This window comes from Pseudomonas fluorescens (assembly GCF_000802965.1).
In the GTDB taxonomy this organism is placed as follows: Bacteria; Pseudomonadota; Gammaproteobacteria; order Pseudomonadales; family Pseudomonadaceae; genus Aquipseudomonas; species Aquipseudomonas fluorescens_A.
In genome coordinates this window covers 36370-60637 of record NZ_JSAK01000015.1, presented here as the reverse complement: position 1 = coordinate 60637, position 24268 = coordinate 36370, and the positions used below count along the sequence as shown (strand labels likewise).

Below are 24268 nucleotides of genomic sequence, written 5' to 3'. Positions count from 1 at the left end.
CGCAGGACATCGTGAAGTTATTGGTGGCGCTGCGCCGGGCGTTGAAGGCCAGGGTGGCCTGAATTTCATCAGTGAATGAGGTCGGTTTTTTGTGGCGAGGGAGCTTGCTCCCGCTCGGCTGCGCAGCAGTCGCAAACCTGGGCAACGCGGTGTGCATGATCGACCGCATGCACAGGTTTTTGGGGTTGCTTCGCAACCCAGCGCGAGCAAGCTCGCTCGCCACAAAAAGCTCGCTCGCCACAGATTATCGATACACAAAAAAACGCCGACGCTGCATCAGCCGTCGGCGTTGGAAACCTTGAAGGGGTTTACCTCGCGAATCAGAACGCCGGCAGTACCGCGCCGCTGTACTTCTTCTCGATGAATGCTTTCACTTCCGGGCTGGTCAAGGCTTTGGCCAGTTTCTGGATGGCGGCGCTGTCCTTGTTGTCAGGGCGAGCCACCAGGAAGTTCACGTAAGGCGAATCTGCACCTTCGATCACCAGCGCGTCTTTAGCCGGGTTCAGACCCGCTTCCAGCGCGTAGTTGGTGTTGATCATGTCCAGGTCAACTTGATCCAGCACGCGCGGCAGCATGGCCGATTCCAGTTCCTTGAACTTGAAGTTGTGCGGGTTCTTGGCGATGTCTTTCGGCGTAGCCAACGCGTTTTTCGGGTCTTTCAACTCGATCAGGCCAGCCTTCTGCAGCAGGATCAGGGCACGGCCGCTGTTGCTGCCTTCGTTAGGAATGGCAATGGTCGCGCCGTCTTTCAGCTCGGCCAGGGTTTTGACTTTCTTCGAGTAGCCACCGAACGGTTCAACGTGAACGCCGATCACGGTCACCAGATTAGTGCCTTTACCTTCGTTGAAGCTTTTCAGGTACGGCAGGGTCTGGAAGTAGTTGGCGTCCAGACGCTTCTGGTCGACCTGCACGTTAGGCTGAACGTAGTCGGTGAAGACTTTGATTTCCAGGTCCACGCCTTCTTTGGCGAGGGTTGGCTTGATCAGTTCAAGAATCTCGGCGTGTGGAACCGGGGTCGCCGCGACCACCAGTTTCTCGCCAGCCTGGGCCAGGCCCGCAGTCAGGGCAGCCGCCAGTGCGGTGAACAACAGAACCTTTTTCATGCAGTGTCCTTATCGAAAATCACAGTCGCTTGTGGCGACGGCTAGATATTAAGTGCCAGCGAAGTGCTATCGCCGGCGTGGAGCGGACAATACCGGGATTTTATATTCCCGAACAATATCTTTTATTCACTCTCATATTCCATTTTGTTCATTCCGCTCTAGCTCGCGCATTCCCTGTAGGAGCTGGCTTGCCAGAGATGGCGTCTGAACAGAAAAACCGCGGAGGCCCAATCGCGAGCAAGCTTGCTCCTACAGGAGGCCGGCGTTTTTAAGGATTTGTTTCAGGGCGTCTTTTTCGGCGACGGAACCCTTGTCGAGAATCCGCTTGAGCTGCTGTTCGATCTGCGCCAGACCTTCATCCGGCAAATTCAAATGCTCCGGCAGGATCTCGTCGCCGGTACTCACCAGCAACGCAAAATGAATGACATTTTCCAGCTCGCGGGTATTGCCCGGCCAGCTGTGTCGCTCCAGCACTGCTTGCGCAGCCTCGCTGATCAGCGGCACTGGCAGATCCAGTCGCTGGCTGTAGATGCCGAGGAAGTATTCGGCCAGCGACAGGATGTCGCCCACCCGCTCGCGCAGGGCCGGCAGTTCGAGCTGGCCTTCGCTGAGGTAGTGATAGAGCCGCTCATGGAATTTGCCGGCAGCGACAGCCTGGGCCAGGTCGATGCTGGTGGCCGCGACAAGCCGCACATCCACCGGGCTCGGCTGATGCGCACCGACGCGCGTCACTTCGTGGTTTTCCAGAGCGGCAAGCAATTTGATCTGGATCGGCAGCGGCAGGTCGCCGATCTCATCCAGGTACAACGTGCCGCCGTTGGCCGAACCGAACCAGCCGGCGCGACTGCTGGCCGAGCCGCTGTAACTGCCGGCGGCATAGCCGAACAATTCGGCATCGGCGTAGGTCGGGCTGATCGCGCCGCAATTGACCGAGACGAACAATCCGCCGCGATCGCTGGCGCGATGGATGTGCCGCGCCAACAGTTCCTTGCCGCTGCCGGTTTCACCACGGATCAGCACCGAGATCGAACGCGGCGCCAGTTGCTCCAGCTCCTGACGCAATTGCCGCGAGCGCGGATCTACGAAAACCAGCGCCTTGGCGCGGATGCTCAGGGGGCTTTTTTCAGCGTCGGGAAAGGTCAGCAGTGGCTGGCCGAAGGTTTCAAAACTCATGGCAGGCTCCCGCCCTAAACCGCCGAACGACGGGGGCGTTGAAAGAAATAATAGATTCAGGCGCGGCGCAGGGCGTGGTGTTCCATGCGGTTTTGCAGACGATAGAGATAGGCAAAACCCTGCTCCCAACGCTGATGACCCGACTTCACATTGATATGCCCGGCACCCGCCAGGATCCCCGCTTCCGCACCCCAGTTACGTGCCAGCTCCAGAGCCCGCGGCGCGCTGATGGCGGCGTCGTTGTCGGAGCTGACGACCTGGCTGGGGAATGGCAGCAGATCCGTAGGAATCGGTGCGAAATTGCGCAGGGCTGGCGCGCAGGCCGGGCGTTCGACGTCCGCCGGAGCGACCAGCAACGCACCGCGTACCTGACGCAAAAACTGCACAGGCGCGGTAGCCGCCCAATGCGCGACGGTGATGCAACCCAAGCTGTGGGCAATCAGGATGACGGGGGTGCTGTCGGCGGCAATCGCCTCGGCCAATGCCGCCACCCAGTCTTCACGACGCGGCGTCAGCCAGTCGTCCTGCTCCACCCGTGCGCTGTTCGGCAGGCTGTTCTGCCAGTGGCTTTGCCAATGATCTTCCGGCGATCCTTGCCAGCCCGGCACGATCAGGTAGCGAATTGATTCGTTGCGCATGGGTGAGCTCTCCTGCTGCGTGTCTGTTCCTGATCGAGTATAGGGACGGGATTTATATTCGTTAAGGAATAAGAAGCTATTTATTAAGATCTATATCGAATAACAATGTAGGAGCTGCCGCAGGCTGCGATCTTTTGATCTTGCTTTTAAAAAGATCAAAAGATCGCAGCCTGCGGCAGCTCCTACAGGTTTTGTGTCTGGCCGGAATAAAAAAGGGGCCGCACCCTGCCAAGGAGACGGCCCCGGAAAATCGAAAACTTGTCAGCGCGCGGTGATCACCGACAATTTGGTAATCCCTGCCCGCTCAATGGACGCCATGGCCCGCGCCACTTCGCCGTAATTCACTCCGTCATCGGCCTGCAACTGCACCCGCACTTCCGGGTCCTTGGCCTTGGCCGCCTGTAGATTGAATTCCAGCAAATCCGGCTGGATTTCATCCTTGTTGATAAACAGCTTGCCAGCCCCGTCGATGCTCACCACCAGCGGGTCCTTCTGCTCCACCGGCGCCACCGCTTCGGTCTTGGGCAGGTTGATCGGGATCGCATTGGTCAGCAGCGGCGCGGTGACGATGAACACCACCAACAGCACCAGCATCACGTCCACCAGCGGTGTCACGTTGATCTCGCTCAGCACCTCATCACTGTCTTGCGTGGAGAAGGCCATATCAGGACGCCTCCTTCACTTTCTGCGCGCTGCCCGATGCCGTGACTTTGTGCGCCGTCGGGTGGATCAACACGCGGAACGAACTCTTCTGTGCCAGGCTGTAGAAGTCGTGGGCGAAGTCATCCAGGTCCGCCGCCGTCAACTTCAAACGGCGCAAAAAGTAGTTGTAAACCAGCACTGCCGGCACCGCGACGGCGATACCCACACCGGTGGCGACCAACGCCGCGCCAATCGGCCCGGCGACTGTTTCCAGGCTCGCCGAGCCCGCTGCGCTGATGCCTTTCAACGCCTCCATGATTCCCCACACCGTGCCGAACAAACCAATGAACGGCGACGTACTGCCAATACTCGCGACCACCGCCAGCCCGGTTTCCAGCGAGCGGCGTTCGCGCACGATCTGCTGGCGCAAGGCCCGCTCAAGGCGATCCTGATGATTGATCGCCTGGCTCAAGTCCGCAGCCTGTGGCGCCTCGCCCACCTGGATCGCCGCATAACCGGCCTGTGCCACCCGCGCTGCAGCGCCGGGCTGGGTTTCGGCTAGCTCAGCCGCCGAATCCAGACTGGAAGCAGCCCAAAACTGCTTATGAAATTTTCGGTCTTGGGCTTTCAACCGACCGAACTGCACACCCTTGAGCAATGCCAGGCCCCAAGTGGCGACAGAAAAAACCACCAGCAGCCAGATCACCGCGCTTTCGATGGATTCGAGTGGAGATGCCAATAACGTCATGGTGAATTCCTCGTGTAAACGTTTCGCGCGAATTAGGTTTCGGTTTAATGAATCTTGAAATCGATGGGCACGCTGACCCAGCCGTCCTGGGCGACATCGCCCTGCTTGGCGGGCACGAAACTCCAGCGTTTCACAGCACTTAATGCCGCCTCATCGAGCGCCTCGCGGCCACTGCTTTTCTGAATCTGGATCTCGCCGGGCTTGCCGTTGGCGAGTACATGCACGCGCAGCAATACCGTGCCTTCCCAACCGCGACGCTGGGCCAGCGACGGGTATTCCGGCGCCGGGTTTTTCAGGTACGCGGCGTTGGCCGAAGCCGGCGTCACTGGCGCGGGCGCCGGTGGTGCAGGTGGCGCCGGAGCTGCGACAGGCGCTGCCGGTTGTGGCGGTGCGGGCGGTTGCTCGACTGCTTTTGGCGCTGGTTTTGGCACTTGTTTAACGATCGGCTTTGGCTTGGGAATCGGTTTTGGCGGCGCCGGTTTTGCTGCCAATTCGTCCACCACGGGCGGCGGCGGCTCGACCACCGGCGGTGGTGGAGGCGGCGGTACCGGTGGCGGTGGTTCGACCACGGGCGGCGCCGGACGCGAAAACTCGATGGTCATCGGCGGAATTTCCGGCGGCACGATCGGCAAGGCTTTGGTCGGCTGCTGATTGACCCAGTAGATCACCGCGCCGTGCACCAGCAACGCCAGCACACCGAGCAGGATCGTTTCGCGTCGGCTCAGGATGCCCTTGGGCACACGCTGCAAGCGCAGCTGGCCCAAGGGCACGCGGTGTGCCCGCCCGAGGTCGACCAACTCGCCACCTGGCGCCTGGCGCCAAAGCACCTCGTGTGCGCTGGCAGCGGTCTGGACATTGCCCATTGATTTACTCCCTGCGGTCTCTTTGCGAATGACCCGATACGCCGAACCCGACATCCCCCGAACGACGTATCGATGGGTTAATCATTGAGCTAGACGCTTATCTCTTAAAGTAATCTTTAACGTTATGTTTAGATCAATAACGAATAATCGAAACATTCGATTCGCTGCAGGCCTTGGCCCGTAAGGGCTCCGGCCAAGTGAGCGAAAACACATGCTTTTAAGGCATTGAAAATATTCCCGCAGAGCATGGTTTTCGGCGCACCGGCGGCGTCATCAGCGACTGGCGTTGGTCTGCTGCACGCCAACTGCCGGCGCGATCACCGCCGTTTCCGAGCGCGGCGTATCCTTCGGAACCCAGTCGTAACTCACTGGCAGCGCGCGGTAGACCCAGTTGCTGACGGCGTCGCTGCCCGGCGCTTTGCCCAGATAAGGGCTGAGGTATTCCCAGACGTTTTCACCGCTGGCCGTCACCTGGAAAAACCGCCCGTTCATGCCTTCATCGATCAACGTATTGCCGTTCGGCAAACGCCGGGCGCTGCTGATGAACGAGCTGTAAAACGCCCACCCTGGTTGCTTCGAATTGGCGGCGCTGTACTGCCAGACGATTTCGTTTTTCAGCGGGTCGATTTCCAAAACCCGCGAGCCGGAAATCAGCCCCAACGTGACGGACGGATAACCCGCCGAACCCTGGTTATCGAACACCAGCAAATTGCCCGCACCCGGCAGGCCGGCGGGAATGATGTGAGCGTCATGCTGACCGACGAACTGATCCACCGGACGCGGCAGTTTTTGCGCGGTTTTCGGGTTGATCAGCGGCAGGTTCGGGCCGAGGCGCCAGACCACTTTGCCGCTGTGCTTGTCGATGATTGCGATGAAGTTGGCGTTGCGCGAATCGATCAGCAGGTTGTCCGGGCTGAAGCGTTTGTCGCCCGCGTCGAACCACTTGTTCGGCCCCACGAGGCTGAGGTTGTTGATGTGCAGGTAGTCCGGGTCGTTGCTGGCGTATACCAGTTTCAGTTGCTCGGCCGTGAAGCCGAATTCATCGAGGTGCTCGGACGCCAGCCACTGCCATTTCACTTCGCCCTTGGGGCTGACTTCGTAGATGGCGTCGTCGATGACTTCGGGGACTTTGAACCCGGCAACCTTGTGCACCTTGTTCGCCAGCACCACGGTGTTGCCGTTGCTCAAACGACGCTGATCATGGTGTTGCTGCGCTGCACCGCCGGGTGCCTTGTCGCCCCACTGCCAGACCACTTTGCCGTTCCAGTCCAGCTCGCCGATGCTCTGATTGCCCAGGCCATTGCCGGCCGAACCGAGCTTGCCGGGGTCCTTGTCGCCGAGTTGCAGCAACACATGACCGCGCTCGCCACCCACCAGTTTCGGGTCGATGATCGCCGAAGGGAAACCCGCCTGGGGCCAGGATTTCACTTCGTTGCCGTTCATGTCGATCAGATGGGTCTGCTTGTCGGCGCCGCTGAAAATCACGTACTGGTTAAAGGCCTTGGCCGGGTCGTATCGAGTGACGCCGGTGGGATAAACACTGGGCGCCGCGAAGGCCCCGGCGCTGATTACCGCGCCGAACAACACCGGCAAAGCCGCTTTGATGCTCAACATAATGGTGCTCCTTGAATGTCTGATCAGAAGTCGTAGCGACCGGTCACGCCCAGGGTCCGTGGCGTGCCGAGCAAGCCTTCGTAGCCACCGTTGGCGGCGGTCCAGAGCGTCGTGTAGTAGGTTTTATCGAAGGCGTTTTTCAGCCACAGCGAGACGTCCCACTGCCCCTGTTTGAAGTCGCCGCGCAGGCCGGTGGACAGGTTGACCACGGCGTAGCTCGGGATCTGGCCGTAGTCGGAGTCCTCCACCGTGCCTACGGCTTTCGAACGGAAGGCGTAGCTGCCGGTGACGTACTCTTCGAGACCGTTACTCAGGTTCCATTTGTATTCGCCGTTGGCGTTGCCGATCCATTTCGAAGCGCCAACCACCTGGTGGCCGGTGAGGTCGCAAGAGGCTGGAGCGCCCGGCGCCAGGCTGACTTCCGGCGGACATGGCGCATCTTTGTAGGAGAGGTAGCTGACGTCGTTGTACGAGCCGTTGAAGTTCAGCGTCAGGCCACGCAACGGGATCAGCGTGCTTTCGAACTCAACGCCACGCGAACGCACGGAACCGGCGTTGGTCAGGTATTGCACGCGGTTGACGTCGTCGTAGGCGTTGGTTTGATAGCCGTTGACCTGGGTCCAGAACACGTTGGCGTTAAGCTGCAGGCGACGATCCCAGAGTGTGCTTTTGAAACCGAGTTCAGCGTTGTTGGCGCGCTCGGTGCCGATCAGCAGCGAGTCGGCGCCGGCGACCGGGGCGGTGCCGACGGCGAGGTTCACGCCGCCGGATTTCTCGCCGTGGGACAGGGTGGCGTAGCCGAGCAGATTCTCATTGAAGTGGTAGCTGAGGTTCAGCAGACCCGAAGGGCTGGAGCTGTACTGATTCAAATCACCGGAGTCGTAAGCCCCGGCGCGCCCGCGTCTGGCCGTAGCGGCCGCGCCGGTCACCGCCACACCACCCTCTGGCGCATTGCGGTTGACCCAGGCGTTTTTCTCTTCGTAGGTGCCGCGTATACCAGCGGTGAAGTCCAGCCGTTCGGTGAGGTGCCAGGTGCCTTGGGCAAACAGGGCGAAGCTGTCGGTTTTAATGTGGCCTTTGCCGACACTGTTCACGTTGGCCAATGCGCCCGCTGGCGTGCCGCTCCAAATGTCGGCTTGCGGGCCGTAATAAGCGAAGGACTTGTTGTCCAGGTCGTTGCCGAAGTAGTAGGCGCCGAGCACGTAGTCGAAGAACCCGCCTGTAGGCGAGGCCAGGCGAAATTCCTGCGAGTACTGTTTGTCTTCCACCGAGACCCCGGCGTTGTACGTTGACGAGACGTTCAAGCCGTCGTCGTTCCGCGGGGTGAAATTCCACCAGCGGTAGGAGCTGATCGAGGTCAGGGTGAAGTCACTCGGCAGCGTCCAATTGGCCTCGACCGACGTACCGCCCTGGTGCACGGTGACGTGTTGTTCGTCGTTCAGATTGACCTTTCGGTGCGTGCCATCGACCAGCGTGGCCCCCGCCGCCGCAGCCCGGGACTGGTAGAGGTTGACGCCATTGATGGTCGGCCCGGTGTCGTACAACACGCGGGTGCCGGCGCTGGAATCCTCTTCGTTGTAGTCGCCGATCCAGCGCAAGTTGAACGTTTCATTCGGCTTGAACAGCAACTGCGCACGGAAGCCATCGCGCGAGCCGCCGTTCAAGTCATGGCCGTCGTATTCGTTCTTGATGTCACCGTCACTGCGGGTGCGATAAGCGGAGAAACGACCGGCGAGTTCGTCATTCAACGGGCCGGAAAGGGTGCCCTTGGTCTGGAAGTAACCGTCCTCGCCCACCGAGGTTTCGATGCTGCGCTCCGGGGTGAACGTCGGCGCCCGCGTGCTGATATTGATCACGCCAGCCGTGGTGTTTTTGCCGAACAACGTGCCTTGCGGACCGCGCAGCACTTCGAGCTGCTCGATGTCCATCAAGTCGAACACCGCCATGCCCGGCCGGCCGAGGTAGACGTTGTCGATGTACAGCCCGACGCTGCCCTCCAGGCCATCGCTAGCCGGGTTGTTGCCCAGGCCACGGATCGACACGCTGGACTGGCGCGCATGCATGTAGGCGACGTTGACGCTGGGTACCAGTTGCTGCAGATCCTGGATGCGATAAACCCGCTGGGTTTCCAGCGCCTGACCGCTGACCACGCTCATCGGGGTCGGTACTTCCTGCGAACTTTCCTCGCGACGGCGGGTGGTTACGGTCACGGTTTCCAGCTGCGCGCCGTCAGTCTTTGCCTGGCCCGATGCGGTTTTTGCCGGTGCCTCTTCCGGGGTGGCCGTCTCGGCCGCGTAGCCTTGGGTCCAACTGGCGCACCCGGCCAGCATCAGGGCCAGAGGCAGGCGCTTGAGCCGTCGGGGTGTGAGGGGTGACGCAAGGTTCAACGGACTCATGAGGCGGCTCCTGGGCAAAAAACACACAGCGACTTTTCAGCAGTGCATATTCTTTAAAGTTATTTATTTATGTTTTTACAAAGATTTACTGCATAAGAGATTGCCTTTATAAGGAAACGACCTAATGCATAGCCAATGCATTTCCCCGATATTTTTGATGTGAAAAATGCATATCGACTTGCGCCAGCTCCGCCACTTCATCGCCCTCGCCGATCAGCGCAGCTTCGTCGCGGGTGCCACGGCCGTGAACCTGTCGCAGTCGGCGTTCAGTCGCAGCATTCAGGCGCTGGAGCACAGCGTAGGTTGTCAGTTGGTGGATCGCGGGCGCAAGGATCTGGCGCCGACCAAACAGGGCCTGGTGTTGCTCGAACACGCGCGACGGCTGGTCAGCGGCGCGCAGCAGATGGCCAACGAGATCAGCCAGTTCAATGGCCTGGAGGCCGGCGAGTTGCGCTTCGGCTGCGGCCCGGCGCCGGCGGCAGGATTGATCCCCAGGGCCATCGGCTGTTTCATTGGCCGCTACCCCAAGGCGCGGGTGCAATTTCAGGTGGATGACTGGCAAAGCCTGAGCAAGCGCCTGCTGAGCGAAGAGTTCGAATTTTTCGTCGCCGACACGCGTCAGTTCGAAGCCGATCCGGACTACCTGACCCAGCGCCTGCGCCCACGCAAATGGCACTTCTGCTGCCGCGCCGGGCATCCGTTGGCGGGTCGTGAAAGCGTCAGTGCCGCCGAGTTGATGAGCTATCCGATGGCCGTCACCATCCGCCCGCCGAACCTGCGCAAAGTCATCGTCGATCTCAGCGGACGGCCGGATTTCACGCCCAACGTGGAATGTGAAAGCAGCTACAGCCTGCTTGGCGTGGTGATGCGTTCGGACGCGATCGGCATCGTCGGCGAATACTCCGATGCGCTGCATAACGCCAAGGGTGAACTGGTGCGTTTGAAGATCGATGGGCTGGCCGATGACCTGGAGGAGTTGTACACCCGCTACGGGATTGTCAGCCGCGCGGGGTATCGATTGTCACCGTTGGCCGAGGCGATGATTGCGCAGATCAAGGAGGTGGATGCGCTGGATGAAGAGGTGTGTTCGCTGGAGAATTTTGCCGTCTGAGCTGGCCTCATCGCTGGCAAGCCAGCTCCCACAAGGTTCTGTGGTGGGCACATAATTTGTGAGCACCATCGAATCTGTTTGAGGTGTGTTCGCTGGAAAATTTTGCTGTCTGATCTACCGCCATCGCTGACAAGCCAGCTCCTACAGTGGATCGGTGTGAACCCATAATCTGTGATCAACACAAAAAACTGTGGGAGCTGGCCTGCCAGCGATGGCGTCGGCCCAGACAACGATGCACCCCGTGCATAAAAACCATTCCCCAAACGCACTTGCCTCAACCCCGCCCCACCAGCGAAAAACCTCGCCTGTCTTTTGATCGGTGAACCCCATGCCCAACACCCCAAACCCCGTGCGCAACGTGCTGTACATCATGTGCGATCAACTGCGCCGCGATTACCTGTCGTGCTACGGCCACCCGCATTTGCACACGCCGAACATCGATCGTCTGGCCGCTGCCGGCGTGCGTTTCAGCCGTGCTTACACCCAGGGCACGATCTGCGGACCGTCGCGGATGTCGGCCTATACCGGGCGCTACGTCAGCAGCCATCAAGTCGCGTGGAACGCCGTGCCGTTACCGCTGGAAGAACTGACCATCGGTGATTATTTGCGCCCCCACGGCATCCGCACCGCGCTGGTGGGCAAGACCCACGCCACGCCTAATCTCGATGCTTTGCAACGGCTGGCCATCGACCCGCTTGGCGAACAGGCTTCGGAGCTGAACGAAGTCGGATTCGAGCCGTTTTTTCGGCATGACGGCATCTTTCCCGACGACCCGTTGTTCGATGACAAACGCGAATCCGCGCCTTACACCCACTACCTGCGCGACCTCGGTTATGCCGGGCGCAATCCGTGGCACGACTGGGCCAACGCTGGCGAAGGCGATAAAGGCGAAATCCTCAGCGGCTGGAAAATGCGCAATGCCCATCTGCCGGCGCGCATTCCGGAGCAGCATTCGGAAACCGTCTACACCACCGACCGCGCCCTCGACTTCATCGCCGAGCAGGGTGAGCGGCCGTGGTGTTTGCACCTGTCGTACATCAAGCCCCACTGGCCCTACATCGCTCCGGCGCCGTATCACGCGCTGTATGGCGCGCAACACGTGATCGAGCCGGTGCGTCCAGCCGAGGGTGAGGCCAGTGATCATCCGGTGTACCACGCGTTTCGACAGCACGAGGAGAGCCTGAATTTCTCCAGGGATGAAGTGCGTTTGAATGTGATCCCGACGTACATGGGCCTGATCAAACAGGTCGATGACCAGCTCGGGCGGCTGTTCGATTTTCTTCAGAGCAGCGGTCGTTGGGATGACACCCTGATCGTGTTCACCAGCGACCACGGCGACTTCCTTGGTGACCACTACCTCGGGGAAAAAGAGTTTCTGCTGGAGCCTGCGGTAGGCGTGCCACTGATCGTCCGCGACCCGCGCCCGACGGCGGATACAACGCGTGGTTCGGTGGATGAGCGACTGGTGGAAACCATTGACGCACTGCCGACGTTCCTTGAGGCGTTGGGGTTGCCAAGTGCCGAACATCGACTTGAAGGACGCTCGCTGATTCCGCTTCTGCACGGCACAAACACCGACTGGCGCCGCTTTGCGATCAGCGAATACGACTATGCGTTTCAAGCACCGGCGCGGGAGCGGCTGCAACAGCCGATTGACCGTTGCCGCATGACCATGGTCCGCAGCGAGCGCTGGAAATACCTGACGTACGACGGCTTTCGGCCGCAGTTGTTTGACCTGCTGAATGATCCGCAGGAGTTGCGGGATCTGGGTGCAGACCCGGCGTATGCCGCCGTTCGGGAAGAGCATGCGGGGTATTTGTTTGAGTGGGTGCGTGGGTTGAAGCGCAGGACCACTATCAGTCATCAGGAGATTGATTTGCGTGGGCAACGGTTTCGCTATGGTGAACCGGAAACCGAGAAAATGGTGCAGATCGGCGTGTGGTGAAAAGCATCGCTGGCAAGCCAGCTCCCACAGTAAATGGTGTTGAACACAATGGATGTGAACGACTCGGAATCCTGTGGGAGCTGGCTTGCCAGCGATGGCGTACGATCAATCGCCGCCGACATCCGCAGTAAAAGCATCGCCAGCAAGCCGGCTCCTACAAGGGTTGGTGCTGTTCACATCCATTGTGATCAACACCGCCTCCTGTAGGAGCCGGCTTGCTGGCGATGGCGTGCGATCAAATGCCGCCGATATCCGGCCCTTTCACCGTCAGACTGCGCTGCCCGGAAACCCCGATCGCCACTTCACCCTTGAGCGTCACGCGGCGCACTACTCGGTCCTGGGTGCCGTAGTCATCCACCGCGTAATGCTGGGTGGAGCGGTTGTCCCAGATCGCCACGTCACCGGCCTTCCAGCGCCAGCGCACGGTGTTTTCCTGGCGGATGACGTGGCTTTGCAACAGGCCGAACAGGTGCGCCGAGTCGGCCTGGGAATAGCCCTTGATGCGCTTGACGAAATGACCCAGCAGCAAGCTTTTCTCACCGCTGATCGGGTGTACGCGCACCACTGGATGCTCGGTTTCGTAAATGGTCGAGGTGAAGATCTTGCGGTAGCGCTCCAGCTTCTCCTCAGAAACGTCCGGCTTGCCACCCGCGTAGTCGTACTCGTTGCTGTGCACTGCCACGAGTTTGTCGGCCAGTTCGCGCAGCTCCGGCGCCAGTTCGTTGTAAGCCGTAGCAGTATTGGCCCACACGGTGTCGCCACCGAACGCCGGGGCAACCACCGAGCGCAGGATCGAGGCTTTCGGGTAAGCGTCGACGAAAGTCACGTCGGTGTGCCAGGAGTTGGCGCGCTGGCCTTGGGCACCGTCCAGTTCAAGCAGGAAACGGGTGCCGTCACGCACCGGCACGGTCGGGTGCGCCACGGGTTCGCCGAGCAGGTGAGCGAAGGCTTCCTGGCTCTGATCGTCGAGGTGGGCCTGCTCACGGAAGAAGATCACTTTGTATTGCACCAGCGCCTGCTGAATCGCCTCGACGGTGCTGGCGTCCAGTTCACCGGAGAGTTTCACGCCACGGATCTCGGCTCCGATCCGACCCGCCACCGGATGGATTTCAAGCGCGTGAACAGCAGGTTTTACAGCTAAAGCGGCATTGCTCATGGGTAGACCCTCGATCGGACTGCTGACGGTTGGCGGCAGCGAAACAACGCTCTATCTATATTCACTTTAGGTCTAATAGATAATCACATGCTTCGTTGACGGAATAAGAGCTTGCATTTAAAACCTCAACCAACCCTCGTCGCAAATGCCTTCGAGCTATTTTTAGGATGCCGGGAAAGCATATGGATCTTCGCCAGTTACGCTACTTCATCGCCCTCAACGAACACCGCAGTTTCGTCCGTGCGGCGGACGCCATGGGTATCACTCAACCGGCGTTCAGCCGCAGTATCCAAGGGCTGGAGCAAGAGTTCGGCTGCGTGCTGGTGGACCGTGGCAACAAGGAATTGCGCCCTACGCCCGAAGGCCTGGTGGTGCTGCAGCATGCGCGCAGCCTGGTGCAAGGCGCGGCACTGCTCAGCGCCGAAGTGACGCAGATGACCAAACTCGACGCCGGTGAGTTGCGTTTCGGTTGCGGACCCGCCCCGGCGGTAAAACTGGTGCCGGATGCGGTGGCGCAGTTCATCAATGCGCACCCGAAAGTGCGCACCTGTTTCGAAGTGGATAACTGGGAAAAACTCAGCCGCGCCCTGAGCCGGGAAGAGATCGAATTCTTCATCGCCGACATCCGTCATTTCGAAGCCGACCCGAACTTCCAGACCCAAGCCCTGACGCCCAAGCGCGGGGTGTTTTTCTGCCGCCCCGGACATCCGCTGCTGGCCAAGGAAAGCCTGTCGACCAACGACATGTTCGATTACCCGCTGGCCACCACACTGATCCCGCCGGGCATTCGCAAGCTGCTGGCGAATCTGAGTGGGCGCATGGATTTTTCCCCAACCATCGAGACGGAGCATTATCCGGCGCTGGTGAAAATCGTGCTGCAATCGAACGCGATTGGCGTGGGGACGGAAGAAGCGTTTGTCGAAGACATCGCCCAGGGTTCGCTGGTGCTGCTGCACTGGCGCAATCTGCCGCAAAACATCGAGAGCATGAATGCACGCTGCGGAATCGTCAGTCGCACCGGGTTTCGGTTGTCACCGGCGGCGAGGGCAATGATTGAGATGTTGGTGGCGGTGGACAAAAAGGAGATCGCTGTCGCGGTTTGATGGCCTCATCGCTGGCAAGCCAGCTCCCACAGGGGTCTCCAGTGAACACAGATTTTGTGAACACCAGAAAAAACCTGTGGGAGCTGGCTTGCCAGCGATGGCGTCCGCTCAAACACCGACGATTCAGAGCTTGGCAGCAGCCAACTCAGGCGCCACCCAATCACTCACTTTGAACGGCTTGCGAATCAGCTTCTGCTGCGAAGCCAGGTCCACCGCATCCTGCAATTTACCGAGGAACACCGGATCCAGGGTCGACGGGAAAACCTCGCTCAGTTTCTGGTCCTTCAAATCCTCGGTCAGGATCACCGACGGATAACTCGCCAGCCCCGACACCAACTGGATGTAGGCGTCCTTGTTGCTGTCCTCGGTCAGCCATTGCACCGCCTGCTGCTGAGCCTTGAGCAGTTTCGCCACCACCTCCGGGTGCTCGTCGACAAACTTGCCATTACCCAACAATACCGCCTGAACACTGCCCGCGCCGCCCAGGTCCTTGGTGTTCAACGGCAACTCGGCCAGGCCTTTGGCTTGCAACGCGGTCAAATTGGAACCGCCCCAGGACGCATCGATCTGCTTGGCGGCGAGTGCCGCGACCGCACCGTTGAAATCCAGGTTGATGATCTTCAGATCCTTCTCGCTCAAACCCTGGCTAGCCAGCGCCGCATCGAACGACAACTGAGTGGCAGTACCGCGAAAGATCGCCACGCGTTTGCCTTTGAGGTCTTGCAGGGTCTTGATCCCCGAGCCCGGCACCACGCCGAGGTAATGCTTCACCCCACGTGCAGAGGCACTCAGCACGCGCGTATCGAGACCATTGGACTTGCCAATGATCGCTGCCAGGTCGCCGAGGTACGCCAGATCGACCTGGCCGTTGGCGAAGGCTTCATTGATCACAGGCCCCGCTCCCTTGAAGAAATTCCATTGAATCTTGATGCCCTGATCGGCGAAGGCCTTTTCGAAGATTTGCTGGTCGCGCAGCACATCCACCACGCCGCCCGCGCTGTGTTGTGTGCCGGCACTGAGGTCGGGCACGGCGATACGGATTTCCTTGAGTTCGGCAGCCTGGGCGGTGAACGCCAGCAAGCCTGCCAGGGCCGGCACGGCGAACAGGCTGATGACACGTTTGAAGGGGATGTTCATGGGTGCGGCTCCTGGTGGCGACGGCATTGAGGAGCAGAAAGTAGGCTGAATCTGTACCTGTACTTAAATACTATAAATTCACATTTTTATATCTTTTAGAACTAAGCGAGCAAATACAGGCTTCGCGGAGCGATATGCATAGACAGCATCGAAAATATTCTTCGAATGCATTGGATGCGCATGGGCTGGGAGCCTTAAATGGTCTCGCTTATCTCTCAATAGCATCGATTTGTATTTTCATATAACCGTTTTGGTGTTCTTGATATCGCCGAGATCGCAGCCTCTGTAGGAGCTGCCGCAGGCTGCGATCTTTTGATCTTGATTCTCGAATCGCGAAAACCCGACAACGGAGGTCGCCCATGGCCCGTGTTTCCCTGCTCAGCCTGCCGCTGGCCGCCCCATCGCTCAACGGTCGGCGGCTCTGGCCAACACTGAGCCAGCAACTTTTGCCCTGGCTACTGCCACTCAGCCTGTTAGCCCTGTGGTGGCTGGCAAGCCGCAATCAGTGGATGAGTGAACAAATCCTGCCGGCGCCGTCGCTGGTCTGGAACAGCGCCGTTGAACTGTCCCAAGGCGAGTTATGGAGCCATTTGTGGATCAGCCTGCAACGCCTGTTCTGGGGCCTGCTCGCCGGGATCACGGCAGGTGCGATATTGGGTGCCGCGCTGGGTTTCAGCCGCACACTCGAACGCTTGGTGTTCCCGACATTCGCCGGGTTGTCGCAAATCCCGACGCTGGCGTGGATTCCGTTGTTCATGGTGTTTTTCGGCATCGGCGAAGTATTGAAACTGGTGGTGCTGATCAAGGCCATCGTGGTGCCGGTGACTCTGCACACGTTGGTCGGCGTACGCGATGCACAACCCAAGCTGCGTGAAGCGGCTGCGGTGCTGCGCCTGCCGCCACGCCTGCTGATCCGTCGCCTCGTCCTGCCCGCCGCACTACCAGCCTTCATGGCCGGCGTACGCCTGGCGCTGGCCGCAGGCTGGACCTCATTGCTCGCCGTCGAACTGCTCGCCTCCAGCGAAGGCATCGGCTACCTGATGGTCTGGGCGCGACAGCTGTTCATGCTCGACATCGTGTTCGTCTGCATCGTCGTGATCGGGCTGATCGGCGTGGCCATGGATCGCGGCATCGGCCTGCTGGACAGAAAACTGGTGCACTGGCCACATCCCGCCACAGCCGAAATCCGCAGAGGCCCGAAGTATCAAGGCTGGCAGCGCCTGCAGCCCTGGTTGCTGCCGTTGGTGTTGCTGTTGTTATGGCAACTGGCGACGAATCAGCAATGGGTCGACGCCAACATTCTGGTCAGCCCGTTGTCGGTGCTGGAAACCACGTGGGACGGTTTGCTCGACGGTACATTAATCAGCGGCATGACCTTGAGCCTGGGTCGCACCTTGGGCGGGCTGTTGCTCGGCGGTGGTCTCGGTTTTGCCTTGGGCCTGTTGCTGGGATTGTCGCGCACAAGCGAACGGGTACTCGGCCCGACCCTCGCCGCGCTGCGTCAGATCGCGATTTTCGCCTGGGTGCCGCTGCTCACCGCATGGTTCGGCCTGGGCGAACTGGCCAAGTGGGTGTTCGTTGGTCTCGCTGCTTTTTTTCCGCTGTTCATCGCGACCCAACGCAGCGTCGCCAACCTCTCGCCGCAACTGAATGAGGCCGCCCAAGTGTTGCGCCTTAATCTGCGGCAACGTCTCCGCCGATTGGTATTGCCGGGGGCCGCACCTGGGATTTTCGCCGGGCTCAGGTTGAGCCTGATCTATGCCTGGCTCGGCACCATCGGCGCCGAATATTTCATGCCGTCCAACGGCGGCATTGGCAGCCAGATGATCGGCGCCCAACAACTGCTGCGCATGGACTTGATCATGGCCGGCATGTTGCTGGTCGGCCTCACTGGCGCCCTGCTCAACCTCATTGGCCAACGCCTGGAAATCCGCGCTACCCGCTGGAGACACGCATGAACGCACCCATCGTCAGCTTCAACCATGTAGGCAAATCCTTCGACGTCGACGGCTTTGAGCTGGAGGCCATTCGCGAATTCAACCTGGACATCGCCGAGGGTGAATTCGTCGCCATCGTCGGTTCCAGCGGCTGTGGCAAATCCACGTTGCTGCGCTTGCTGGTGGGCCTCGATACGCAATTTCGCGGGCAGATCAGCGTCGATGGCAAAGCCGTCAGCGGCATCGGCGGCGAACGCGGCATCGTCTTTCAGGAACACCGTTTGTTCCCGTGGCTGACGGTGGCCGACAACATCGGCCTGGGCCTGGTCAACGAGCCCTTGAGCGCTGATGAAAAGCACAAACGCATCAGTGCCTTCATCGACCTGGTGGGCCTGCGCGACTTCACCCGCGCCTATCCGCACCAGCTCTCCGGCGGCATGGCGCAACGGGTGGCAATAGCTCGTGGCCTGGTGGCCAGCCCACGGATTCTGCTGCTGGACGAACCCTTCGGCGCCCTTGATGCCCTGACCCGCCAGCAGATGCAGGACGAACTGCTGGCGATTCGCGCGCGGGCAAAAATCACCACGATTCTGGTCACCCACGATGTCGAGGAAGCGATCTTTCTCGCCGACCGCGTGGTGGTGATGGAGCCGCGTCCCGGACGCATCAAAAAAGTGGTCGACATCGCCCTGCCCCATCCGCGCCAGCGCAGCAGTTTCGACTTCCATCAACTGCGCGAAGAGCTGCTGCACGAACTCACCAGCGACGACCACTACCAACCGCCGGTGCCGGTGCAGGTGCGTGATTTGCCGCTGTCCTTCATTGCCTGCTGAACAGGAGATTCTTGATGCCGCAACGTCCCAACTTTCTGGTGATCCTGGCCGATGACCTGGGCTTTTCCGATCTCGGCGCATTCGGCGGCGAAATCAGTACGCCCAACCTCGACGCCCTCGCCAACAACGGCCTGCGCCTGACCGATTTCCACACCGCGCCGACCTGCTCGCCGACCCGTTCGATGCTGCTGACGGGTACCGATCATCACATCGCCGGCATCGGCACCATGGCCGAAGCGCTGACCCCGGAGCTGATCGGCAAACCCGGTTACGAGGGGCATCTGAACGACCGGGTCGTCGCCTTGCCCGAGCTGTTGCGCGAAGCCGGTTATCAGACCTTGATGAGCGGCAAATGGCACCTGGGCCTGACCGCCGAACTGGCGCCCCATGCCCGGGGTTTCGAACGTTCGTTCTCGCTGTTGCCGGGTGCCGCCAACCACTATGGTTTCGAACCGACCTACGACGAACACACACCGGGCCTGCTCAAATCCACCCCAGCGCTGTACATCGAAGACGATCAATTCATCGACGAACTGCCGAAGGATTTCTATTCCTCCGATGCCTTCGGCGACAAGCTGCTGCAATACTTCAAGGAGCGCGACCAGACCCGGCCGTTCTTCGCTTACCTGCCGTTTTCCGCGCCACACTGGCCGTTGCAAGCGCCTGCTGACGTGGTTGAAAAATACCGTGGCCGCTATGACGCAGGTCCCGAAGTGCTGCGTCTGGAACGCCTGGAAAAGCTCAAGGCGTTGGGGCTGATCGAGGCGGATGTGGAACCGCATCCACTGATCCAGCTCAACGCTCAATGGGACGCGTTGAACGACGAACAACGGCAGATTTCCGCGCGGGCGATGGAGGTGTATGCGGCGATGGTCGAGCGCATGGACTGGAACATCGGTCGCGTCGTCGATTACCTGCGCAAACAGGGGCAACTGGACAACACCTTCATCCTGTTCATGTCCGATAACGGTGCCGAAGGCGCGCTGCTGGAAGCCTTTCCGAAGTTCGGTCCGGAACTGCTGACCTACCTCAATCAGCATTACGACAACAGCCTGGACAACATCGGTCGCGCCAACTCCTACGTCTGGTATGGGCCGAACTGGGCGCAAGTGGCGACCGCGCCCTCGCGGCTGTTCAAGGCGTTCACCACCGAGGGCGGCATTCGCGTGCCCGCGCTGGTGCATTACCCGCAACTGCCGCTCAAGGGGCAGATCAGCCACGGGTTTGGCACGGTGATGGACGTCACGCCGACCATTCTCGATCTGGCCGGGGTGCGTCACCCGGGCAAACAGTGGCGCGGCAAGCCAGTAGCGGAACTGCGTGGAAAGTCGTGGCTAGGGTTTTTGTCCGGCGAAACGGCACAGGTGCATGACGAGCACACCGTGACCGGTTGGGAATTGTTTGGTCGCCGGGCGATTCGTCAGGGGCAATGGAAAGCGGTCTACATCCCGGGGCCGGTGGGGCCGGCGACCTGGCAGCTTTATGATTTGGGCAGCGATCCGGGGGAGATTCATGATCTGGCGCTGAGCCGGCCGGAGAAACTCAATTTGCTGATCGAGCATTGGCAGAAGTATGTGGATGAGACCGGGGTGATTTTGAGTGAGTCGCCGTTTCAGCCGGATTGATGTTGCCTGAAAGATCGCTATCGCTGGCAAGCCAGCTCCCACAGGTTGTCGCGGTCCTTGTGGGAGCTGGCTTGCCAGCGATGGGGCCCTCAGACCCGCACACCCTCTACGTTTTCACCCCGAACTTCCTCTTTACTCACAAACCGATTCGCCCGCCCAAACGTCCCCAAATCATTGAACCGCACCCCCATCTCCCGCATCACCTTATGCGCCACCGGCACGGTCAACTGGCGAATGTAAAACGGTTCCTTCACCACAAAATGATGAATCCCGTGGCTGCTGCCAAAGTTGAAGCAGAACGCCTGCAACGGCCACAGCCACCAGGCGTTCAGCACTTGGCACTGCTGCATCACGTTCCCCGGCTCGATGTCGCCGTAGTAGTGCATGTTCGAGCTGATGAAGTGCAGGCAGAACGTGCGCAGTACGTTCGGGCCGATGATCACCACTGCCGCGATATCAATCACGTGCATCACCGACAACGTGGTCGCCGACCATTCGATCGGCGCGCCCAGCAGATAAGCTATGCCGTTCGCGGCATGGAAGCCGAGAAACACGTACCACGCGCCCCAATGCATCAGCGCCAGCGGCGCATAGACCTTCAGGGTGCGCTTGATGATGCTGAACTTGTGCGCCCAGGTCTTGGCCCGCAGCATGCGAATAAACGCCGACATGATGTTGTCGCCAATCATCAGCAAGCGCGCGAAACCCCAAGGCTCGCCGTTGGTGATGGCGCGTTCTTCCATGTCGGTTTCGGAGCCGGACACCTTGTGGTGATTGAGGTGCAGATGACGGCGGATCCACGGATTGATGGTGCTCGGCCGCGCCAGCCAGACCAGGCCCATCATCAGGTTGTGCGGCACCCGCTGCTTGCGGAAGTACATGCTATGAATCAAATCGTGCTCAAGTTCGTGGGTCAACGAAGCGAAAAAAGCGTTGAGCAGCAAGCACACCCACCAGGCCATATGGCCTTCAATGTAGAGCGCCGCCGAACCGATCATGCCAACCAGCGCGAAGGCCAGAATGCCCGCGCCCAAGGCGTCCTGATGCGTCAGAATCGGGTAGCGCTGGCGCAGTTCGACGCCCTTGGCCAACACCACTTCGCGAATATGGGCTGATCGCTGAGCGGCATTCAGTCGCTGGGGACTTGCAGAAGTACCTTGCATGCTTCCATCCTCTGGTTATTGATGTTCGCATCCTGCCTGCTTCACCTACCCAAAGCGGTAGCCGAGAACGCCAACCTGTTGACCGGAAGCGCCAATCAGCATGACTGAACCGACCTCCCTCGCCAGCTGGACCCGCGCATTGCGCAAGCAACTCGATGCCCTGGGCTTCGACAGCACCAGCCTGTGCCAGCAAGCGGGACTCGATCCACAGTTGATGGAAGACCCGAACGCGCGCTATCCATTGTCCGGCACCACGCGCCTGTGGGAATTGGCGGTACAGGTCAGCGGCGACCCGGCAATTGGTTTGCGCGTGTCACGTTTCGTCAGCCCGACCACCTTCCACGCGTTGGGTTATGCGCTGGTGGCCAGCGGCAGCCTGCGTGAAGTGTTCGAACGCATCGTGCGCTATCACCAGGTGGTCAGCGATGCCCTGGAACTGGAGCTGACCCGCACCGAGGATCGCTACCTTTTTTGCCTGAAAATCCCCTGCGGCAACCCGGCCCCGGCCTTTGAAGCCATCGATGCGTTCATGGCGATTTACGTGCGCACCTGTCGCAATCGCCTGGGCCGGGACTACGCGCCACTGGCGACGTACCTGCGGCGCCCGGAGCCGGCAGACGCGCATCAATGGCATAAAGTCTTTCGCTCGCCAGTGCACTTCGGCGCCGACGAAGACCGGCTGGAATTCGCCCTTGTCGACTTCGACAGTCACCTGGATGACGCCAACCCGGAACTGGCCGAGCACAACGAAACCGTGCTCAGACGCACCCTTGCGCAACTCAAGCCGCTGACGTGGGAGCGCAAGGTCCGCGATGCCATTGAAGAGCAACTGCCCGAAGGCGAACCCAGCGCCGAACACATCGCCAAGGCCCTGCACCTGAGCCTGCGCAGCCTGCAACGGCACTTGGCGGATGAGGGTTGTCGGTTCGATACGCTGCTCAACGAAAGCCGCGAAAACCTGGCGCTATTGCACCTGCGTGATCCGCAATGCTCATTGAGTGAGATCAGTTATTTACTGGGGTTTGCCGATACCAGCAGCTTCAGCCGCGCGTTCAAGCGCTGGACGGGGATGACGCCGGGGCAGTTTAGGGATGGGTTGCGCTGAGTTCTTCGCGGGACGTACCGGCCTCATCGCTGGCAAGCCAGCTCCCACAGGTTTTTCGGTTGACCATGCAATTGTGATTCACACCAATCACTGTGGGAGCTGGCTTGCCAGCGATAGCGATTGTTCAAACACCACAGGATTCAGCGACCCTGACCGCGCCGCAACAACTTGCGCACCCGCTTCACCAGGTCACTCACGGCAAATGGCTTGAGCAGGTAGTCATCCTCATGCAACTCCAACCCGCGCAGGCGATCTTCGATGCCGTCGGTGGTGGTGAGAAACAGCACCGGCGTCTCACCGAGTTTGCGGATCTGTTGCTGCAACTGCCAACCATTAAGCCCCGGCAGCATGACGTCGAGGATGATCAACTCGTATGCGCCTTCCTCGATAAAGCGTCTGCCGTCCATTCCGTTGACCGCTACATCCACCGCAAAACTCGCCTCGCTCAGGCCATTGGCCAGAAGTTTGGCGAGTTCGGGTTCGTCTTCCACAAGCAACACACGCATGGCACACCTCGATTAACGTCATCACAGGCTAGGCGTCTTCTCGGGTAAAGCCCACCTTTATTCCCCTGTAGGAGCTGGCTGGCCAGCGATGACGGCCTCGCAATCTCCGCGCCTTTGAGGATTGATCGCCAGCAAGCCGGCTCCTACAGGTTTCGGCTCAAACCACAATCAACGCTCTTAACCGCTGCACATCCAGAATCTCAATCTCGCCATACCCCAACTTCAAAATTCCCTGCCCCTGCAAATCCTTGAGGATCTGATTGGTGGTCTGGCGTGACAGCGACAGCATTGAAGCAAGCTGCTCCTGCGGCAGTTGCAGAACGCGGCGCGGTTCGTCGAGTTCGCCGTAGCCTTCGGCGATCATCAGCAAGCGATGCGCCAGCCGTATCGGGGCCGGCATCAGGCTCAGCTGTTCGAGATTGATGAAGGTCAGGCGCAGTTTCTGACTCATCAGCAGCGCCAATTGCCGCCAATACACCGGCTGTGCATCCAGCAACGCCAGCAGCGCGGTTTGCGGGATGTGCAGCAGCGTGCACGGGCCCATTCCATACGCATCGTGGGTGCGCGGCTGGCCATCGAACAGGCAGATTTCGCCGAACCAATGCGGCGCCTCCACCAGGCTCAATAACGCCTCTTTGCCTTGCTCGTTCACGGCGCCGATACGCACCGCGCCTTCGAGCACCGCGTACAGGCCACAGGGCTGATCGCCACGCTGGAACAAGCGCTGCCCCGCCGACAACCGCCGCACCTTTGCGGCGTCCAGCAGACTATCCTGTAGGGAAACAGGCAAATGGCTGAACCACTGACCGCGCAACAGGCGTGGACGCCAGACCTGCATATCCATGAAAACTCCTAGAGATTGTCGCCTGGCTGACAGAGCAAGAAGTGGCCCCGAGGCATGATCGTTCACCCTACAGGAGGAATAACAATGAAAAAAAGCCTCGTTGACCATCTGAGTCAATACGCCGCCTACCACCGTGACCCGCGCAACATCGCCACGCACTTCGTTGGCATTCCGCTGATTGTGGTGGCGGTTGCAGTGCTGCTGTCGCGTCCGCAATGGGCCGGAGGCTGGCTTTCACCGGCGATGCTGGTAGCGCTGGCCTCCGCGTGGTTTTACCTGCGCCTGGAATTACGTCTTGGGGTGCTGATGACCGTGTTGCTAGGCCTGTGCGTTTGGGCGGGACAAGTGTTGGCGCAGCAAAGCACGCTGGTGTGGTTGAGCAGCGGCGTGGCGATGTTTGTGATTGGCTGGGCGATTCAGTTTGTCGGGCACCACTACGAGGGGCGTAAACCGGCGTTCGTCGATGATGTGACGGGGTTGATTGTCGGGCCGTTGTTTGTGGTGGTTGAGCTGGCGTTTTTGCTGGGGATGCGGAATGAGTTGAAGGAGCAGATCGAGGCGCGGGCGGGGGGTGTGCGGGTTAATCCAAAAAAAGCGGCGGCTTGACCGGATCTGTAGGAGCCGGC

At 60.0% G+C, this 24268-nt stretch carries 21 protein-coding genes; 8 read left to right on the top strand and 13 right to left on the bottom strand.

All coding sequences use genetic code 11. From position 1 onward, the window contains the following. Positions 1–320 precede the first annotated feature (320 nt). The 8 genes from NL64_RS12785 to NL64_RS12750 form a co-directional block, all read right to left on the bottom strand. Positions 321–1103: a MetQ/NlpA family ABC transporter substrate-binding protein gene (locus NL64_RS12785; RefSeq protein WP_034148439.1), complete on the bottom strand. Its 783-nt coding sequence runs from the start codon at positions 1101–1103 to the stop codon at positions 321–323. Between the two features lie 249 nt (positions 1104–1352). Beyond that, on the bottom strand, positions 1353–2276 hold the full coding sequence (locus NL64_RS12780; RefSeq protein WP_034148438.1) for a sigma 54-interacting transcriptional regulator: 924 nt from the start codon (positions 2274–2276) through the stop codon (positions 1353–1355). 56 nt (positions 2277–2332) lie between these two features. Continuing rightward, entirely contained in the window at positions 2333–2914 is a 582-nt protein-coding gene (locus NL64_RS12775) for an alpha/beta hydrolase (protein WP_034148437.1), read from the bottom strand. 261 nt (positions 2915–3175) lie between these two features. Beyond that, complete coding sequence (locus NL64_RS12770; protein ID WP_034148436.1) at positions 3176–3577, bottom strand: ExbD/TolR family protein; 402 nt, start codon at positions 3575–3577, stop codon at positions 3176–3178. A 1-nt stretch (position 3578) separates the two neighbouring features. Beyond that, on the bottom strand, positions 3579–4304 hold the full coding sequence (locus tag NL64_RS12765) for a MotA/TolQ/ExbB proton channel family protein (RefSeq protein WP_034148435.1): 726 nt from the start codon (positions 4302–4304) through the stop codon (positions 3579–3581). Between the two features lie 44 nt (positions 4305–4348). Further along, positions 4349–5167, bottom strand: a complete 819-nt coding sequence (locus NL64_RS12760; RefSeq protein ID WP_034148434.1) for an energy transducer TonB — start codon at positions 5165–5167, stop codon at positions 4349–4351. Positions 5168–5440: 273 nt separating this feature from the next. Next, positions 5441–6781 (bottom strand): aryl-sulfate sulfotransferase, encoded by a 1341-nt coding sequence (locus NL64_RS12755; RefSeq protein ID WP_034148433.1) that lies wholly within the window; start codon positions 6779–6781, stop codon positions 5441–5443. A gap of 23 nt (positions 6782–6804) precedes the next feature. After that, positions 6805–9177 carry a TonB-dependent receptor gene (locus NL64_RS12750; protein WP_034148432.1) on the bottom strand — a complete coding sequence of 791 codons (2373 nt, stop codon included), beginning with the start codon at positions 9175–9177 and terminating at the stop codon, positions 6805–6807. A 166-nt stretch (positions 9178–9343) separates the two neighbouring features. Here NL64_RS12750 and NL64_RS12745 point away from each other — a divergent pair, with 166 nt between their 5' ends. Beyond that, complete coding sequence (locus NL64_RS12745; RefSeq protein WP_034148431.1) at positions 9344–10288, top strand: LysR family transcriptional regulator; 945 nt, start codon at positions 9344–9346, stop codon at positions 10286–10288. A 328-nt stretch (positions 10289–10616) separates the two neighbouring features. After that, positions 10617–12233: an alkaline phosphatase family protein gene (locus NL64_RS12740; RefSeq protein WP_034148430.1), complete on the top strand. Its 1617-nt coding sequence runs from the start codon at positions 10617–10619 to the stop codon at positions 12231–12233. A gap of 235 nt (positions 12234–12468) precedes the next feature. Here the strand turns inward: NL64_RS12740 and NL64_RS12735 are convergent, their stop codons facing one another. After that, complete coding sequence (locus NL64_RS12735; protein WP_034148429.1) at positions 12469–13389, bottom strand: TauD/TfdA dioxygenase family protein; 921 nt, start codon at positions 13387–13389, stop codon at positions 12469–12471. A 182-nt stretch (positions 13390–13571) separates the two neighbouring features. On the opposite strand from NL64_RS12735, the gene NL64_RS12730 reads away from it, so the two are divergent. Beyond that, positions 13572–14492 carry a LysR family transcriptional regulator gene (locus NL64_RS12730; RefSeq protein ID WP_034148428.1) on the top strand — a complete coding sequence of 307 codons (921 nt, stop codon included), beginning with the start codon at positions 13572–13574 and terminating at the stop codon, positions 14490–14492. Positions 14493–14615: 123 nt separating this feature from the next. Here NL64_RS12730 and NL64_RS12725 read toward each other — a convergent pair whose 3' ends face one another. Then, positions 14616–15629 carry an ABC transporter substrate-binding protein gene (locus NL64_RS12725; RefSeq protein ID WP_034148427.1) on the bottom strand — a complete coding sequence of 338 codons (1014 nt, stop codon included), beginning with the start codon at positions 15627–15629 and terminating at the stop codon, positions 14616–14618. A gap of 359 nt (positions 15630–15988) precedes the next feature. Here NL64_RS12725 and NL64_RS12720 point away from each other — a divergent pair, with 359 nt between their 5' ends. From NL64_RS12720 to NL64_RS12710, 3 genes are read left to right on the top strand one after another with little or no spacing between them, the layout of a single operon-like run. Then, positions 15989–17587: an ABC transporter permease gene (locus NL64_RS12720; protein WP_034148426.1), complete on the top strand. Its 1599-nt coding sequence runs from the start codon at positions 15989–15991 to the stop codon at positions 17585–17587. After that, a complete protein-coding gene (locus NL64_RS12715) occupies positions 17584–18399 on the top strand; it encodes an ABC transporter ATP-binding protein (protein WP_034148425.1) in 816 nt (271 codons plus the stop codon). The genes NL64_RS12720 and NL64_RS12715 overlap by 4 nt, the downstream gene beginning before the upstream one ends. Before the next feature lie 14 nt (positions 18400–18413). After that, on the top strand, positions 18414–20024 hold the full coding sequence (locus tag NL64_RS12710) for an arylsulfatase (RefSeq protein WP_034148424.1): 1611 nt from the start codon (positions 18414–18416) through the stop codon (positions 20022–20024). A gap of 89 nt (positions 20025–20113) precedes the next feature. Here the strand turns inward: NL64_RS12710 and NL64_RS12705 are convergent, their stop codons facing one another. Continuing rightward, entirely contained in the window at positions 20114–21187 is a 1074-nt protein-coding gene (locus NL64_RS12705; RefSeq protein ID WP_034148423.1) for a fatty acid desaturase, read from the bottom strand. A gap of 100 nt (positions 21188–21287) precedes the next feature. Between NL64_RS12705 and NL64_RS12700 the strand changes: the two genes are divergently transcribed. Then, positions 21288–22292, top strand: coding sequence for an AraC family transcriptional regulator (locus NL64_RS12700; protein ID WP_034148422.1), 1005 nt, complete (start codon positions 21288–21290; stop codon positions 22290–22292). A gap of 140 nt (positions 22293–22432) precedes the next feature. On the opposite strand, the gene NL64_RS12695 is transcribed toward NL64_RS12700, so the two are convergent. Together NL64_RS12695 and NL64_RS12690 are read right to left on the bottom strand one after the other, a co-directional pair. Further along, entirely contained in the window at positions 22433–22798 is a 366-nt protein-coding gene (locus NL64_RS12695; protein ID WP_034148421.1) for a response regulator, read from the bottom strand. Between the two features lie 157 nt (positions 22799–22955). After that, complete coding sequence (locus NL64_RS12690; protein ID WP_034148420.1) at positions 22956–23642, bottom strand: Crp/Fnr family transcriptional regulator; 687 nt, start codon at positions 23640–23642, stop codon at positions 22956–22958. 84 nt (positions 23643–23726) lie between these two features. Here NL64_RS12690 and NL64_RS12685 point away from each other — a divergent pair, with 84 nt between their 5' ends. Further along, positions 23727–24248 (top strand): DUF962 domain-containing protein, encoded by a 522-nt coding sequence (locus tag NL64_RS12685; protein ID WP_034148419.1) that lies wholly within the window; start codon positions 23727–23729, stop codon positions 24246–24248. The last annotated feature ends 20 nt before the right edge of the window (positions 24249–24268 follow it).